At 42.5% G+C, this 18,075-nt stretch carries 9 protein-coding genes; 4 read left to right on the forward strand and 5 right to left on the reverse strand.

All coding sequences use genetic code 11. The annotated features are described in order from the left end of the window. Positions 1 to 199: 199 nt before the first annotated feature. Positions 200 to 1,408, reverse strand: a complete 1,209-nt coding sequence (locus AAA952_RS03845) for a NupC/NupG family nucleoside CNT transporter (RefSeq protein WP_105251603.1) — start codon at positions 1,406 to 1,408, stop codon at positions 200 to 202. 279 nt (positions 1,409 to 1,687) lie between these two features. Continuing rightward, a complete protein-coding gene (locus AAA952_RS03850; protein WP_028761657.1) occupies positions 1,688 to 2,635 on the reverse strand; it encodes a LysR family transcriptional regulator in 948 nt (315 codons plus the stop codon). Between the two features lie 225 nt (positions 2,636 to 2,860). Here AAA952_RS03850 and AAA952_RS03855 point away from each other — a divergent pair, with 225 nt between their 5' ends. Further along, complete coding sequence (locus AAA952_RS03855; RefSeq protein WP_338254555.1) at positions 2,861 to 3,838, forward strand: dienelactone hydrolase family protein; 978 nt, start codon at positions 2,861 to 2,863, stop codon at positions 3,836 to 3,838. A gap of 459 nt (positions 3,839 to 4,297) precedes the next feature. Further along, entirely contained in the window at positions 4,298 to 5,605 is a 1,308-nt protein-coding gene (locus AAA952_RS03860; RefSeq protein WP_113938991.1) for a methyl-accepting chemotaxis protein, read from the forward strand. Between the two features lie 156 nt (positions 5,606 to 5,761). On the opposite strand, the gene AAA952_RS03865 is transcribed toward AAA952_RS03860, so the two are convergent. From AAA952_RS03865 to AAA952_RS03875, 3 genes are read right to left on the reverse strand one after another with little or no spacing between them, the layout of a single operon-like run. Then, positions 5,762 to 7,051, reverse strand: coding sequence for a cytochrome c (locus AAA952_RS03865; protein ID WP_338254559.1), 1,290 nt, complete (start codon positions 7,049 to 7,051; stop codon positions 5,762 to 5,764). Further along, positions 7,051 to 7,584: a (2Fe-2S)-binding protein gene (locus AAA952_RS03870; RefSeq protein ID WP_006082848.1), complete on the reverse strand. Its 534-nt coding sequence runs from the start codon at positions 7,582 to 7,584 to the stop codon at positions 7,051 to 7,053. Before AAA952_RS03870 ends, AAA952_RS03865 begins: the two co-directional genes overlap by 1 nt. Continuing rightward, positions 7,581 to 10,478 (reverse strand): xanthine dehydrogenase family protein molybdopterin-binding subunit, encoded by a 2,898-nt coding sequence (locus AAA952_RS03875; RefSeq protein ID WP_338254563.1) that lies wholly within the window; start codon positions 10,476 to 10,478, stop codon positions 7,581 to 7,583. The genes AAA952_RS03870 and AAA952_RS03875 overlap by 4 nt, the downstream gene beginning before the upstream one ends. A 1,267-nt stretch (positions 10,479 to 11,745) precedes the next feature. Between AAA952_RS03875 and AAA952_RS03880 the strand changes: the two genes are divergently transcribed. Both AAA952_RS03880 and AAA952_RS03885 read left to right on the forward strand, forming a co-directional pair. Beyond that, positions 11,746 to 16,548, forward strand: a complete 4,803-nt coding sequence (locus tag AAA952_RS03880; RefSeq protein ID WP_338254565.1) for a hypothetical protein — start codon at positions 11,746 to 11,748, stop codon at positions 16,546 to 16,548. Next, positions 16,545 to 17,993 (forward strand): hypothetical protein, encoded by a 1,449-nt coding sequence (locus tag AAA952_RS03885; protein ID WP_338254567.1) that lies wholly within the window; start codon positions 16,545 to 16,547, stop codon positions 17,991 to 17,993. The genes AAA952_RS03880 and AAA952_RS03885 overlap by 4 nt, the downstream gene beginning before the upstream one ends. Positions 17,994 to 18,075: the final 82 nt, after the last annotated feature.

Below are 18,075 nucleotides of genomic sequence, written 5' to 3' on the forward strand. Positions count from 1 at the left end.
GCATGTTATTGAAATGTAAACTCATTAATCTTTTTCTGGCGACATTATACACAAAAAATATCTGAGGCATAAAAGAAAACCCAAACCAAGCTTGCTTGATTTGGGTTTGTGTTGATCGCGGTTTTGCTGCGCGAGAGTGGCTAACTTAGTGGTTAACTCAATGGTGAGATGAGTGCTTAAAAAAGCCCAAGCTGATGGATTACAGCGAGAGGATCACGCTGGCAATTGCTGCACTCATCAGGTTGGCAAATACACCAGCGGCAATGGCGCGAAAACCATTACGGGCGATAAATTCGCGGCGCTCTGGCACCATGCTACCCAGCCCACCGATCAAAATCGCCATGGTTGAAATGTTCGCAAAACCACACAGGGCAAAAGTCACAACGGCCTGAGAATGGGCGCTCAGTTGGTCTTCGACTTTCATTAACTGGATGAAGGCTACAAATTCATTCACTACGATTTTTTGGCCAATGAGTGAGCCTGCAGTAATGGCCTCATGCCAAGGAATACCCAGCAGCCACGCCATAGGGGCGAACAGATAACCGAGTAAAAATTCGAAGCTTAACTGGTAACCGAACCATTCACCCACAGCGCCTAACATGCCATTCAGTAGGGCGATAACACTGACAAAGGCCAGTAGAGTGGCACCAATCCCGACAGAAATCCGCATGCCAGACATAGCGCCATCGGCTAAGGCTTCAACCACATTGGTGGCGCGTGGCAGTTCGACTGAGGTGATTTCATCGGCACTATTTTTGTCATTGTCGCTAGGCGGCATGAGGATTTTAGCCATCAACAGACCCGCGGGTGCCGACATAAAGGCTGCGGCGATCAAATAGTTGAGATCGACACCTAAAGCGGCATATCCGACTAAAGTACCGCCCGCGACTGAGGCTAAACCACAGCTCATGACCGCGAAGAATTGCGAATCGCTCATGTGCTTTAAATAGGGTTTAATCACCAGTGGCGCTTCAATCATGCCGACGAAGATGTTTGCCGTGGCAGATAAAGACTCGGCGCGGCCCGTGCCCAGTAAACGCTGCAGACCACCACCAATAATGTTGATCACCTTAGGCATAAGACCAATATGGTACAGGGCTGAAATCAGCGCCGAGAAGAAGATGATGATACCTAACACATTGATTGCAAATACAAAGCCGACTTTACCCGTGGCGAGATCGCCAAACAGAAAGCCAATCCCTTCGTTGCCATAGGCTATCACGCTCGACACGCCCGCCGTAACGGATTGCAATACGGCCTTACCCGCGGGGACGTAGAGCACTAACAGGGCAAATATAATTTGTAAGCCTAGGGCTAAAATCACAGTGCGGTAGGGAATATTCTTGCGGTTCACTGACAGTAACCAAGCAAAAAACAAGATACTAATCATGCCTAATATCGCGGTCATAAGGGGTTATTCTTTTGAGTTAAGGAAGAAGCCGCGCATTGTAGGCCGAGTCGCAGTAAGGGCAAGTCGAGGGCGTTACTGGGCTGTTACGATAAAATAGTCGAAAATAGCAACAGTTTAAGTTGCTGTTTATGCAGGAGAATAAAAGCTATTTTAGCTACTGTTGCCCAGAGGAAATAATATTTGTGCCTGTGGCAATAATCGAAATCACGCCACAGACGACTTTAGGCTGGTGTCGTAGTCAGTGCTGGTTTGAAATGTAGCTTAAGTGGCTGCAGTTTAAGTGACTGTCTTACCTAACCAAGGTTTGAGCTTTTTATCCCAGTAGGGCGGGTGGCCGATATGGGACTTTAAACACTCGATTATCACCTTGTACTTAGTCGGTAAATGGCGCCGCCTTGGGTAAACCACATAAACGGGCATCTGTTGCAGTGGTTTCCAATCGGGTAAGAGTTGGATCAGTTTTCCGCTTTGAAACTCATCACTGAGTAAATACGTGGCCACATAGCCTATGCCGCGCCCTGCAATCACCGCATTGCGCACGGCTTCGGCTAAGTCAACACGGTAATTTCCCGCTACATGCACGGTTTGTTCTAGGTCATCCTTAGCAAAACTCCAGCGATCATAATTACGGCTTTTGCTTTGATAGATAACGCAATTGTGTTGCGCTAACGCCTGTGGATGGTGTGGCACGCCGTGCTTGAGTAAATAATCGGGAGAGGCGACCACCACAAAGTTAGTCTCGGCAAGGTGCTGGGCGATATAACCTTCGTTCAACTGTTCATGGTTAGTGATCCACAGATCCAGGCCTTCTTCTAGCATGTCGGCTTTATGGTCGAACAGGCTTAGTTCAAATCGCAATTCGGGGTATTTTTGCTGCAATACTTCCAGCGCGGGGATAATGTGTAAGGTGCCAAAGGACTGGGAGGAACCGAGGCGAATTGTACCACTAATGTCATCGCGGGCATCTAGCATAATCGCATCGGCATTTTGTGTCGCTTCAAACACTTGCTCACAGTAATGGGCAAACTGTTGGCCCGCGTCGGTTAGCACTAAGGTGCGAGTGGTCCGCTGGACTAACAGCAAGTTCAGCTCGGCTTCCAGTGCGCCAAGCTGCTTGCTGACATAGGAAGTCGAGGTTTTTAACTTGGCCGCCGCTTGGGTAAAACTACCACTGGTCACCAGAGTGTGGAATATCACCATCTGGCTAGCTCTATGTTGTATCACGCTAGGCCCTCTAGAATCTAAATCGCTATTTTAAGCTAGCCTTGCCCTAACCGACAGCCGTTTGTGCCGATCGTGTGCTATTTCAAAACAAACTTACCAAACGGCACACGTTAAAGTCAGTTGCCCTAAGTGCGATTCTTACTTTACTCTTGAGTTAAATCTTAACACCCACAAGCTAGGGAATACGTGTTACCTGTGGTTAGCTTGTTCAATGGAGGAATAACGATGACACAGCAAGACAAGCAAGCCTTAGCAGAAACAAGTCAGATTCATGCCCAGAAAGTACAACCGATACCGCAGGAAGCCTTTGACTGGTATGACGAATATGCCCATGGCATTATCGATCGCCGTGAGTTTATGGGGCGGCTCGCAGGGCTGGTGGCGCTAGGTTTCACCATGACGATGCTCACGGGCGCACTCTTGCCGAACTATGCCCTCGCCGAGCAAGTCTCCTTTAACGATCCCAGTATTCAAGCCAGCTATGTTAAGTTTCCCTCGCCAAATGGTTACGGTGAAGGGCGCGGCTACTTAGTCATGCCCGATGAGTTATTGCTCGCGGGCAGTGCCGCAGAGCCGAAAACCTTAGATCTCAGTAAAAAAGCCGCTGTGGTATTAGTGGTGCACGAAAATCGTGGCCTTAATCCCTATATCGAAGATGTGGCTCGCCGATTAGCCGCGCAGGGGTATATCGCCTTCGCCCCCGATGCACTTTATTCCCTAGGTGGTTATCCGGGCAATGATGATGCGGGCCGCGCCATGCAAAGCAGTTTAGACAGAGCCAAAATCGAGCAAGACTTTATTGCCGCTGCGCAGTTTTTAAAATCCCATCCTCAAAGCAATGGCAAACTCGGTGCCGTGGGGTTTTGTTTTGGCGGTTATATCGTCAATATGCTGGCCGCCACGATTCCCGATGAACTCAATGCAGGCGTACCTTTCTATGGCACGCCAGCCGCTGCGGAACTGCGTAGCCGAGTAAAGGGGCCACTTATGTTGCAATTTGCTGGGCTCGATCAGCGGGTAAACGACACTTGGGCCGAGTATGAAACCCAGCTAAAAACCAATAAAGCCGATTATGTCGCCTATCTTTACCCTAATGTGAATCACGGTTTCCATAACGACTCCACTGGCCGATACGATAAAGCCACCGCCGAACTCGCTTGGGCGCGCAGCTTAGCTTTCTTTGATACTCGACTGCGTGGTTAGCACTTAGAGTTAAGAGCCGCGCGATAAGCACTGTATAGATAAGTGACAGGTTAAGCGTGATAGCCAATAGTTCGCGCTATTGGCTATCGATACGCTTGTCGTCAGCGTTTTGCTGTTCTACAAGCTATCGACCCATTCAACATCCCTGCATTCAACCCAAATCACTTAAAGCACAGGCCCCATTGAGTCACTTTTTACGTACTTAAATGGTAATCACTTTGTTGTGGACATGTTTATTTTTGCGAACTATCTTATATATTAGTTAGCAGTGAACTATATGGGTTTCAATGTCTTGCGCCTACAGTATGTCGTACGTTTTTTCCCAAGTATCCATAACTGCTATTGCTTCGTTGTAACTGGCATGCCGTTATTGATGACACTTAATCTTTTTCTTGCTTCATGTAACCGCTTAGCCGCATCTCACAGACAAGGACAGCTTTTCTAATAAGGACTATTAATATGTTGTTTACGAGCAAAAAGAGAAATAGTGATATCAAAATGGTCGATGCTGAGCACTTTAAGTACTTAACATCAATTGAAGATGAGTTAAACGCGGTTAAGGCCAATACTGCCTACATTAGTTTTAGTTCAGATGGCATTATTTTGGACGCTAACGATCTGTTTCTGTCAGCTGTGGGTTATACATTGGCTGATATTCTGGGTAAACATCACCGTATTTTCTGCGATAAAAATTACACCCTCTCATCTGAGTATCAGCAGTTTTGGCGCGATCTCGCTTTAGGTAAATCCATTCGCGGCACTTTCTTACGTTTCAAACAAGATAAACAACCCATCTACTTAGAGGCGAGCTATTTCCCGATTGTTGATGGTAGCGGCAAAGTCACTAAAGTGCTGAAAATTGCCAACGATATAACCTTGATGCAAGACGCCCTTAAGAATAAAAATGCTGTGTTGACCGCCCTCGATAAGTCATTAGCTGTAATTGAATTTACGCCCGCAGGCATAGTGCTTTCGGCGAATCAGAACTTTCTCGACACTATGGGTTACAGTGAGCATGAGATAGTCGGGAAACACCATAAGCTGTTTTGTGAAGAGGCTTATTATCGAGCTAATCCCCATTTTTGGGCCTCATTATCCCAAGGGAAACACTTTTCCGGACGCTTTAAGCGCATTAACGGTCATGGACAAGTTGTGTGGCTAGAAGCGACCTACAACCCTATTTTTGATGAAAATGGCGCTGTCTATAAAGTGATTAAGTTCGCCTCGGATATCACAGCGCGCGTTACAGCTGCGCTTAATGCCGTTGATCAAGCGGCCGTGACTTCAGAGCAAACCAGCCAAGTAACCAGTAACGCGGTGCAAATTTTAAATGATGCCGTGCAAACATCCTGTGATATTGCCGCTAAGGTAAGTAGTGCCACTCAGACGGGTGAGGAACTTAAAGCGCAGTCAAAGAATATTACCGACATAGTCGTGACGATTCGCTCCATTGCCGACCAGACCAACTTATTGGCATTGAATGCGGCGATTGAAGCCGCGCGCGCTGGAGATGCGGGACGAGGATTTTCTGTGGTGGCCGATGAAGTGCGTAAATTAGCGAATAACACCTCAGTTGCGACAACTGAAATCGCGCGCGTCGTCGAAACCAACCATATACTTATCAATCAGATGGGTGACGTTCTAGGCTCAGTTTCGGGGATCGCCCTGCATGGGCAAGAGAGTATTAGTGAGGTATCAAGGGGATTAAGTGAGATCACTCAAGGGGTAGCACGATTTGTTGAAATGGTTGACACTATGAAGCCATAACATGCTTCTTTAGCTAACCCATTCACACAAATAGCTAATTTAGACCGATAGCTCATTAGTACAGATAGCTAACTCACTCCGATATCCATGTGCATTCAAGCAAAAGCCGACTCTAGAGTCGGCTTTTATCTTAAATATCCCACATACCTATGTGGGTTAGTCGTGCTCGAGGATCACTTCTTTTAAGCTTTGGATGGTCTTCACATCGAGATTACCAGCTTGTGTGCTCCAGGTGAGTCTTAGGTAATTGGCTAAGTCTTTAATCTGCTCGTCGCTTAACTCATCAGCATATCCCGGCATGGCATAAAAGCTGGTGGTGGCGTTGTAATGCTGGCTCTGAATACCTTTTAGTATCACGGCGACGATATTGTGTGGACTCGCTTTATCTAAGGTGGCGTTTCCTGCCATCGCGGGGGCTACATTAGGACGACCTTCACCATTTTGACCATGACAACCGGCGCAGTAACCTTTGTAGAGCGTATAACCTGGCAGTTCAGGTTTATGGCCGTTAAAGGTGAGCGGATCCGGTTTAAGATCATCGTCGTTATCGAGCAGATAACTGCTCACCGCGCGCATATCATCATCGGTTAAGTGGCTAAAGCTGTGATACACCACGGGATACATGCCGCCAAAGACGGTGCCTTTACGGGAGTAGCCTTCGGTAAATAGCGACTTAAGATCCTCATGGGTCCAGTTCTGCCTGTTAAGCTCGGCGGGGCGAATGTCCGATGCCTCTAGCCCTTCGATAATCGCGCCCTCAAAGTGCTTGTCCTGCTCCATGGCAAACAGCGTGTCTCTTGGGGTGTGGCATTCACCGCAGTGCCCTAGGGCATTGACTAAGTAATTGCCGCGGTTCCAATGCTCGCTTTTTTCCTTGCTCGGGGTAAATTCCTTGGCATCGTGGGCGACTAAGTTCCAAGCTTTTAGGCCAAAACGCAGGTTAAACGGAAAGTAAACATCATTGTCGCGGTTAGCTTGCTTGATGGGTTTAGTACTCATCAAATAGGCATAAATCGCCTGAGTGTCGTCGTCCGTCAGCAGGCTGTAGGACGTGTAGGGCATAGCAGGGTAGAGGTTGCCGTTGACGCCAACACCGTGGTGCATGGCATCAAAAAAGTCCTCGTAACTGTATTTGCCAATCCCGGTTTCTTTGTCTGAGGTGATATTGGTCGAGTACACAGCGCCAAAGGGCGTTTCGAACGGCAAACCACCCGCGAGTTCGCGCCCGCCGACTGCAGTATGGCAGGCCACACAGTCGCCTATCTTCATCAGATACGCGCCGCGTGCGATGTCGTTATTCGTATTGCCACCTTCATCGGCAACGCTGCTGGAACAGGCGAGCAAACCTAGCCCTAAACTCAGGAGTAGATTGTGACTCAACAGATTTTTTATCCTACTAATGTGCGGGAAATAGCGCGAGAAATGGCGCAGATTGGCTGATGTCATCACAGGGTTAGCCCCTTAGTTTTGAGGATCAGATCTTTGACCGCCGCATAGTATTTTACGTAGCCAGTACAGCGACATACGTGTTCACTTAAGGCATCTTCTACGACTTTTTCAACTTGATCTTTAGCGATAGGTTGTCGCTCTAATCGCTCAAGCAGCGCGGTCGATTCGTTGACAAAGCCCGAGGTACACCAGCCACATTGAAACGAGAAATGCTCTAAAAAAGCTTCTTGCACTGGGCTCAGGGCGGTGATTTCGCCAAGGGAGTTTTGTCTAGCATGACCTTCGACAGTGCGGACGCGTTTACCATTAAAACGCTCTACACCATTGATGCAGGTACGCACCACTTCGCTCATGCCTTGCTCGTCGTCGACGATCACTGTACAGGCGTGGCATACGCCTGCGCCACAACCAAACTTAGTGCCTGTGAGGTTTAAGTATTCATGTAGAAACTCAATCATCATCACACCATCGGCGACTTCAATCGGGCCTACGGCTTGGTTATTAATGGTCAGTTTAATAGACTGGCTCATGCCATGGCCTCCTTAATTTTTTTCGCTGTCATAGGTAAATCGTAAAAGCGGACATGGGTTGCTTGATACACGGCTTCAATCAGCGCCGCGACCACAGGGATCATCACCACTTCGGCGATACCACGGCTGGGATCGTTATCAGATAACTGCGGCAATATGGTATGACGTTGATCCCATACGCCCACATGCCGCGCTAACGGCACCTGATAGCGATTGAGGTTCCAGGTACCATTGCCGGCGCCGGCTTCAAATGGCGGTAAGCCTTCATGCAGTGCATGGCCTATTCCCATCGCAAGGCCACCTTGAATTTGCCCTTCGACTAATTCTTTAACAATCACTTTGCCCGCCTCTAACCAAGTATGAGAACTCAGTAGCGTGACTTCGCCATTGCCTTCGTTAACGGCCACTTCAACCAAAGTGGCGCAGGGGGCGTAGTAAGTCACCATGGCATTGTTCAGTTCGGCCTTGGGATAACTCATGGCTTGACGATCGATCAAGTGATAGCCATTAGATTTCATGCTGGCTTGACGCGCTTTGATACTCTTAGTCGTGTCGGAGGTGGCCGCAAACGTCGCGTTCCCTTCGCCGTATTGCAGCGCCAGCGCATCGAGTGCTAAACGCTCTTTAGTGCCAAGAATGTCGAAATCGGCTTCGGCCCAAGCCCAGCGATTAAAGGCATGGCCCATCACGCCGACCACTAAGCCCATGTCGTGGGCGCGTTTAGCGAGAATATCTAGCGACAATGGCGGAAAACCCAAGGCGGTTAGCTTGCCATCGACCCAGCGGCCATCGCGGGCGTTATGCAAATTAGTTGAGCCCATTGGCGTATTAAAATACAACTCGTTCCAAATCGATACCGCTGCAGGCCATAGGCCGTGGCGATAGATAATATCGGCGGCGATGCGGCTGACATGGCTTTGGTAATAGGCCGACATAGACGCCGACGATGCCATGGCTTTAACGGGCGTCCAGCGTGGATTGGCCGCCATTTCATCTTGGCGTTGCTGCGAAATAATATAAGGATTATCGGTTTGCACTAATTGCATCGCATCCCAAATATCCACTTCGGCGAGTTTTACCTCATCGGCAAAGTTGCCGAGGGCATCGCTGACCACCACAGCTTGGGAGGTTTGCGTGCCTGTGCCCATTTCGATAAAGCCGATTTCTAGGGTGATTTTGCCGTCTTTAGCTAGGCGAACCGCCGCACTTGGCGCGGCGGCGCCCGTACCATAATCTTTGGTGGCGATACCAAAACCGACGCCGTAACGCATCCCCGGATGTTTGGCCTCATAGTCCTTTTTATTCACCGCGCGGTTTTGCCACACGGGAGCTTGCTCGGCCATCTCGAGCATTTCGCGGTAACGTAAAGTGCCGTTAGGAATTGCACCTTGAGTATTACGCTGGCCAGACTCCATCACGTTGGCGGCGCGCAGTTTAAAGGGATCAACCTTCAGCTCGTCGGCGATCTCGTGGATCATGCATTCCATCGCCGTCATCGATTGCAGCGTGCCATAACCGCGCATCGAACCCGCATCTGGGTTACGTGACGCATAGGCGGTGGCGATAATATCGTTGCGCGGCGTGTAATAAATGCTTTGCATCGCTGTCGCGCCAACCGAGGTCACAGACGGGGTAAAGTTGACTCGTCCGCCGCCATCGACAGTCATCTGTGAAGTTAAGGCTTGGATTTTTAAGGTCGATTTATCCACCGCTAAGCGGCTTTTCATGATGAACGGATGACGCTTAAGGCCAGATTGGAATTGCTCGAATCTGTCATTGGCGAGTCGGATTGGCCCTTTGGCATAAACGGCCGCGATCACGCCGTAATAAGGAAATATCGAATGGTCTTTCGCGCCAAATCCACCGCCGATATAAGGCGAGTGCACCACAAGATGTTTTACCTTGCCTGCCAGTGGGCTAGATAACAGCATGTGCACTGCCATCTCTTGAAAGTCCTGCGGCGACTGCGAGGTAATCACAGTATGAAATGTTTGGCTAGTTGCGTCATACCAGCCATTAAAGGCTTCGGGTTCCATCATCATAGGATCGATGATCTGGGTGCGATATTCCCGTTCTAACACTTGCCATTGTTGATTGGCTTGGGCACTAGCAATCTGCTTATCTATCTCGCCTGCATAATAAAGCCCGCGCTCAGACACAGTCCCTTTGGCATTCGGATTGCCTAACCATTCAGGCTTGCGATCTTTTACGCTAGGGAAAAACAGCCCATCGTGGAGCGGGCTATATAAATCTTCCCTTGCGCCATCTTCACCTTCAACTCGAATCAAACGCCAGCTGGCGTATGGGTCTTTTGTGTCCGATACAAACGGCGTTTGCTCACCAAAGCGCAGTAAGGTCTGATCAAATTGCAGTAAAGACTTAGCTTGCTTAAAGGCGGGGAAACTGTCGAACAACAATATCGCCACCGCATGGCCTAAGTAGTCGGCGGTTTGCCCCTCGGCCAGTAACATGTTGTCACCGTAAAAATCGGGCAGCTTGATTTTATCACGGGCCAGATCGGCCGCAGTGATCACTTTATAGGGCTTAGCCGACGCGGGCAGGTGGTCGAGGGAAAAGCCTTGATAAACATGGGAGGCATCGGCGGCGCGAAGTATAAAAGCGTAACCTTGCTGCTTGGGCCAGCCCTCCATGTCCATAGCACGGTAATCACGGCCATAGACCTTTTGGCCTGTGACCTTAGCTATGCCGTCGTTACGAAACTTAGGTTTGGATTGACCATTAACCTGAGTTTGCCATTGGGCTGCCAGTTCAGGTGAGACAATCGCCGCATTCGCGCGACTCATTTCCCACAACAAAGGGGCCGAATATACGGCAACCCCGCCAATCACACATTGCTTAATAAAGGTCCGGCGTGACGTATTAGATGGTTCCATATCTCAACCTCAGTTGTGCTTCCGTGTAATATCAGCCGCGCTGCATGGTATCGCCCGATATAAGCTTGTTGTCGATCGACTTTTTATTGATTGTTGCGACATAGCTTTGATAAACACTGAATGTAAATTTACATTAGCCACGTTAGCATGTAGGGCCGAAAATGCAAATTTAGGTCGCAAATTGCAGCAGTTTTAATCAAGCTAAATCCGTGTGTAGCACCTGTGTTATCAGGCTTCTACAGTGATGTTCGCACTGTGATTCAACTCAGTTACGTTATGGCTGAATTTTGCTCAGTGCCCTTTGTTCAGTGCTCTTTGGCCAATGTGTTCACCGAACCCATTTTCCCATGTCAAAATTGGCTCGCTTGCCAAAACAGACCGCCTGACACAGCGAGACTTCATGCCACTGCAAGATCAAGAGATAGTGCTATTTGATGGCGGCAGGTTTAGTCACATGCAGCCATATCAAAATGGTTAAATCAGCGCTTGCTTAATTACTTGATTTGTAATGCTAAAGTTATAGACAAGTGTACGCTATGTCGCTATCTTAGGTTTTTAACAAGGATGAAACTTAATCGTGACCGTGGTTAAGTTCACTTGCATCAGGAAGATGTATCTTCATTTCGCTAGAAATGCTTTCTGAACAATATGCGATAAGTCTCTGGGCGCTAGAACCTAGAACCTAAGGCCTAGAATCTATATCTATAAAAGCATTACAGCAGTGCAATCCCTTGGCTAACGGCTGTTGGCCAAGTGCGGTAGCCATGGCGGGGCTTTTTGTCGAACGACAAAGTTGAAACGTTTTGATGGTGCTGGTTTGCTTGTTGCGGCCTGTCGGCCGAGATAAGTTTAAAGTCGTGGGGCTTCACCCCACACCCGACCAAGGAGGACTGCTCGTCCTATCCTCCTTGGATGCTCCAAGACGCCCCTAGCGAAGTTACATGTATTAGTTATTGGCCTAGCGCTTATTCGAAAATCACTAACGCTTCCGATGGTACATCCTGTACCCCGAAAGCTAGCGAGGCATCCATGCCTCGCTCACGTGATTTTCTTCAACGCTCGTCTGCAACTTCGCAGGGTATTGGTGCAACTCTTGGCTTTTTTGCATGTGAAGTTACCGTGATATTAATAAATTTCATAGTGTCATAAAAATGGTGAAAGCACCAAGTTTGAAAGTAGTAGAGTAACTGATTAATGAAATATATCAGAAATTTGGAAATATAATTTATTTGATATTATATAAAACTATAAGTACTACGGAGGGGGGATGGATTCTAAAATTTTTTTTGGTGAGAAAGATAAGAAATATTATCCATTTTGCAATTCAAGTAAACTACATCCGTTATTTGATGATAAAAATCTTCTTTTGGAATTTTACATATCAGCTGGTAAGAAAAAGGATTTGAAAGCATTTTGTAAAAAAAATGAATGGAATGGTAAGCCTTTGTTGCCGAGAGTTGTAACGAATGATGTTTTGGCAACGTTTTTAAAGTCTATATGCAATTCATCTGACGCACGTAATAAATTGTCAAAGTGTAGGTCTGATATTGCTTTGTATCAGGTGATATATCTTTGGTTTAAGAAGTCATATCCTTTTTTATATGAACAAATTCAAGTTTGTTGTTATTGTAAAGAATCTAATAAAAGTTATTTGAATGTAGGTGATCTTCATTTATTTTTTGAGAAAAAAGATATTGATTTCTTAGGGGGTAAAGAGCCTATTTTATATCTTCTTTTAGCTTTTGCAATGTTGCAGAGCCAAGATAGATTAAAAATTTATGAAGAAATCTGTGCGCGATATCCCGAGATTAAAAATCCTATTTTAGATGAGGGCAATGTTTTAATTGACGATAAAAATACAGCAGTGGCTATTGTTTCAATAGCTAAATCATTTTTAGAAGATGTAATTGATTTTAAGGCTACCATAACGCTCTTGTCTGAGGAAATTATTAGTGCCTCTAAAAAAATAAAGAATAGTTTTAATAATTTTATAAAGCTAAATTTAATCAGTGATTTCATTGAAGATGAAGTTATAGGGTTAAATCTTTCTGAAATCGAATTAAGCCGTGAGATTATTAAGGATAAATTTAAAAGAATAAAAAATGTTACAGTGCCTAAGTGTGAGAAGTGTGATTCAGATGTGTGCCATTTAGGTTTTTTATCTTCATGGGAAAGTATAACATCTGACAATAATATTGATGATTTTGAAAATATTTGCTCTTCTATTATACAAGGAATGAGTGAGTTTATTGATAAACTAAATGTTGCCAATTCAGAAATCCTTGAGTTTTCTTTTGTTGAAAATGAGCTTTTAGAATATATAAACGAGGGTAATATTAATTTTTCAATGCAGAAATACCTAAAAAGATCTTGTGATAGTATTCAATGTTCAATAGATTATCGTAAGTATATAGATAGTTTGAATCTGACTTACAAAAATAAACTACGTTTTGATGCTGATAAAATTAAAGACGAAATTGATGGCACTATTAAAATCGAGTCTGATATAGATCCTGTGTTTTTAGAGTCTTTGAATGCAGAGAAAAATAAATTATTAGAAGTTACTAAATTTTCAGAATTAATTGAAATTAGAGAAAATATAAATGAAATAATTAGTGAGAATAAAGTCTCTAGGAATAAAATTATTTTATCCTCAGTTAATAACTTTGAAAATATACAACCAAAGGAGATGATTTCAATATGTAAAAAACTTATTGAACAAGAAAAGCCTCTTATATCATTTCTATTGATTTGCACATCTGAAAATTTTTGTGCTGATTATTTTGAACAATCAATTGGATTGCTAATCGAGTCATGTTGTAGCAAGAATATTAATAATAAATCCTTGGCAACTTTTTTTTATGAATTCTGTATCTCCCCGCAAATACTAAGTATAGATAGCGATAAGGTATCTTCTAATGACATGCTTGAAAGAATAGTTGTGATGTTAATAGGTGCAACTTTTGCGGGTTATAAAGAGTATGCACTTAGAATATTCCTCAGTATAAATGCTATAGATAAGTCAAGGTATAACTTCCCATTATTTATAAATGATATAATTAAAGCAATTGTTAGTCACAAAAATTTAAAAATAATTAAGAGTGAGGTTTTAAATGAACTTAATAGGCAAAGGCAGCTTATTAAAGAAAAAGTAGCATTTGATGATGGTAGGTTTCGACATATTCAAAGAAATTCAAAACATTACTCCAGATTCGAGTCTGTGTGTGTCTATCCTGCATTAGTTGAATTAATGGAGAAGGTTTTACTTTGTATCGATAATAAAAATTATATATCAGCGCATGAGTTGGTTGATGATATTGATACTGAAATTTGGTATCAAAAATTAATGGCTAGTTATGATAAATCATTAATTCAGCATCATCATTTCTCAAATGTAACACAGAGTTTTATGGCCGAATTTATTCAAAAAATAATACATCACTTAAATTATTGTGAAAATGAGCTTGATGTTAATTATGTTGCTATTGATCGGGATGAGTTATTTGAGTCTTTGAATAAATGGTCTGGAAGTGAGAGAGCACGTTTACAGATCGTCAATCAAATTAAGATGATGTTACTTCAGAAAGAAGATGAATTAACTGAAACTCCTCTGTGGGATATTGTTATTAGAAGTAAGCAAATTATTTCAAGTTGCCCAAGTTTAATTTTGTTGATAAGAGAACAACAGAATCCAGAGTTAACATTAAAATTCAGGGATAAAATACTTAGTGATTTGAGTAATAGCATTCCACTAGATGCTGCAAAAGTTATTCTAGAGAGAGAGAGCTCTTGGGAGGCCTTGAGTATTCTTTTTGAAGAAAACGAGTATCTTAAGAGTAAATATATTTCACGTCATAATGAAGCATTAATGTCGTTGAATTCAAGATTGAAGCAAGTAGGCTCAATTGAAGAGCGGGAAGCTAGTGTTATTAATGAATGTTTAAATGGCGGGAGGTTAGTCGCTGTTGAGACTGTTATTAACTCATGTTATGAGAAGATAAATAAAAATATAGAGGTGGAAAAAGTTAAGTTGAATTCATTTGTGGCTGATAAATTTGATCTTGTTGAAAATGTAAAGGAGTTGGTTTCGCGTTCAAATATGCCAATTACGTGGCAGGAATCTATATATAAAATTACATCAAAAATTGAAATGCAGCTTCGAAGAATGAAGATGTATGAGAAGCCACTAGATGAATTTCTTGATGAAAAAACTAATTTAGGTTGTGCAGTTGATACGCTAAAAATTATTGTGGAGACAAATTCACAATATCTTGATGAAGTTGAATTTTATTTGTCCCCACAAAAAAATGACCAGTTGGTAATAGACTATAGTGTAAAGGCTAAAGAAAAACTTCCTGATTTAGTTTCTTGTTGGCAATCGCTGACTTCTAATGATTTTAACGATGATACAGAGATCTCTAAAACTTGGGCGGCATTCGTTAAGGGATTTGCTAAAATATCGAATCTTTATCATGACGAACATGGGGATAAAACTCGCTTTGGAATTGTTAGATCTGCATCTATAAGGTACAAGTATCAAATTTATCAAAGTAAGTTTTACAAACCACAAAGTGAGTTTCTAAAGAGGCCAATAAGGCTTTATTTATATCGTTCAAATGTTGATACTGTTTCATTAAAAATTCTAGAGGAAGAGTTGTTGGCTGAGGAGTCAGCAGCAAGATTACATATTGTTTTTGCTCCTCAATCAATAGATAAATTAAAACGATATTTTAAATATAACAATGAGTTTCAAAACTTTTTAATTGTAGATGAATCATTTCTTTATAAGCTTTGTATCGAGGAGAAACATGAAGTACCTTTACGACAGGCTCTTCATGCATCAGTTAGTGATCTAGCAAACTCCTCTCCATTTGTTGCTCAAGGTTACTGTCATCAGACTAATAATATTTACGTTGGTCGAAAAGATATTCTAAAAAAATTATTGAATAATCCACAAGCAATGATATGGGGAGGTAGAAGAATTGGTAAAACTTCAGTGCTACACGCTCTCGGAAATGCGCTATTAAATAGAAGCTATAAAGTTGCGTATGTATATGTTGATATTCAAGATGATGGTGATCCAGATTTTGCGATAGCTAAGAAAATAGCTCACACCTTAGAGCTAGGTAATATTGATAGTATAGCTGACTTAGAACTAAAAGTTAGTAATTTGACAAGGGGGGGAGTTAAAGTTGCTTTTTTAATTGATGAGGTCGATGAGTATATTAAAAAGAGTAGATTAGTGCATAAAAGTGAATTTCCTTTAGCTACTATGTTACGTCAATTAGTTATGGCTGACTCTTCAAAAGATACTTTTTTAGTTTATTCTGGATATCATCAATTGTTCTATGAAGCCAAGTTAGATCAACAAAAGCGGCGTGTTGGTCATCCATTCATTAATATAGCGCAGGAGATTCCAATTAGAGATCTGACAAATGACGATGTAACTGAACTTGTTAAGACTGGTTTTGAGGATATGCTGGGTATCAAAGTAAGTCCTCAAGTTCCAAGATTGATTGCTGAGAAAGCTTCACGTCATCCTGCATTTGTTCAACAGTTTTGTCGTTGCTTATTGGAATACGTATCAAATAGGCGTGTGCCAAATAATAAAGTAACAATAAGTACTGATGATGTTGAAGCTGTTTATTCCACAAACGTGAGTAAAGAGGGAGGAGAGCAAGCATTTATTTTCTACGTTAATGAAACTCTTGGATATAATTTGTCTCACTTGGGTCGCGCTATAATGCTGGCACTTGCGGACTTTATTAAAATTGGCTATCTGGAAAATGATGGATATTTCACAGTATTAAAATTACATGCTCATCTTAATGAGTGGTGTTTGGTCGTAAATATTGATGAACCAAAAGTAGAGCATTTCGAACAAACAATAGAATTGCTTAAAATGACTAATATGCTAACGCAGGACCCATGTAATCATGATAAGTATCGGCCAACGTACCCAACATATTTGGATATATTAACTCGTTTGGATAAAATTGGTAAAAGTGCTATTGAGGATTCACTTAAGGCATACGATTCTAGTGAAAGAACAAAAGGAATATTGCTATGAGTATTGTTCCACTATGGCTAAATCGATTAAGTAGAGATTCTAAAGGTATATGGGGTGTAATAAATCAAGTTTGTTCGACGAGAGCTTATGATTCTATTGTTAGTTTAGATTCTAAAAATATTCAAGTTGAAACTATTAAAGTTATTAACGATTTAGAACGACTTGTAATGATCGATTCTGCTAATAATGTCGTTCACTGTCTTGATGATTTTGCCAATTTACAGTCAGTTATATCTCGTGAATATGACCGATGTGGAGTACGTATTATTGTCAATGATTTTCACAAGGCATCAATAAGTGACCAGTGCTCTCTTATTAAAAATGCTAGAAAAATCCAGGAGTCTGCTGTTGGTGATCTGGTTTTTCAATTTATTTTTTGTGGATCATGGAGTTATTTTGCATTCTGTGAAAACTACATGTTATTCAACGGTAAAACATCATCACCTGCAGCGGAATATAAAAATATATTATATGAGCCGATTTTGAATTCATCAGATACAATACAGAAACTAAAGTCTTCTGGTGTAATGTCAAACCAAAATGATGAAATTGCATATATTGCTTGTGATTATTTGGTCGAGCAAACTGCTGGGAATGAGTATTTGATTAATAATGCTATTGACTATCTAGTCGATAAGAGTGGTACTTGGTTTTTGAATGTTGAACAAGTTGTAAAGGAACTTGCTAGCTCACCAGATGTAATTGAGAAGTTTAAGTTAATATATTTTAATCTTAGTAGTATTGCAAAGGTTGAATTGTTCAAGTTATTGGATGTGCATGTATTGGTTAGGCCTATTGATTCAGTGGTGTTGGAAGAACTTTGGATTTCAGGTTTAGTTGTGAGAGAACCATTTGATGCTAGAAAATACCAAGTGAGAATAGCATCTTCCTTAATCAATTGTATTATTAGAAATATATGTATTGAGTTTTTAGACATGGGCGAAAATCGTTTTGCTCCATTCAATGACTTATGCCTAGAAGGTAGTGTTATTTCCTCATCAGCTTATCGAAAAGTGGCTATCATTGAGAATTTATTTCGATCTCTGATTGTTTCTGTTTGGCATAAGGATTTTGACATTCCTTGGACTGAAAATTTAAAGTTTACTAAGGTTTCTTTATTTGAAGATGGAGAAGAAGAATTAATTAATTTAGTCTTAAAATGTATGAAAGAGAATTTCCCAGTTTTAAATAATCAAGATGAATCAGTTGTAAGTAGTCATAGTTCTGAAAGAAAAAATAAATCCACTTTATTAGAATCTGCAATAGATTGGATGAATAGGCAAAATAATCATCATAGTGTTCAATTAGCTAATAGCAATTTAATGCATTTTATGACTACGGAATCGCTAGAGTTAGTTATTAGGAATAAAAGTAAAGGTTTAGTTGGTGATGGGAAAGTATTCAATAGAGATTATTTAATTGTTGCTTTTGATGAGTATAGGTAAATAAGGTCTGCGGTGGCACATAATCAACCATTAATGTTGGCAACAATTATACATTTGGATACTTTACATCGTAAGATATCTG

The organism is Shewanella sp. M-Br (genome assembly GCF_036245925.1).
GTDB lineage: Bacteria > Pseudomonadota > Gammaproteobacteria > Enterobacterales > Shewanellaceae > Shewanella > Shewanella oncorhynchi.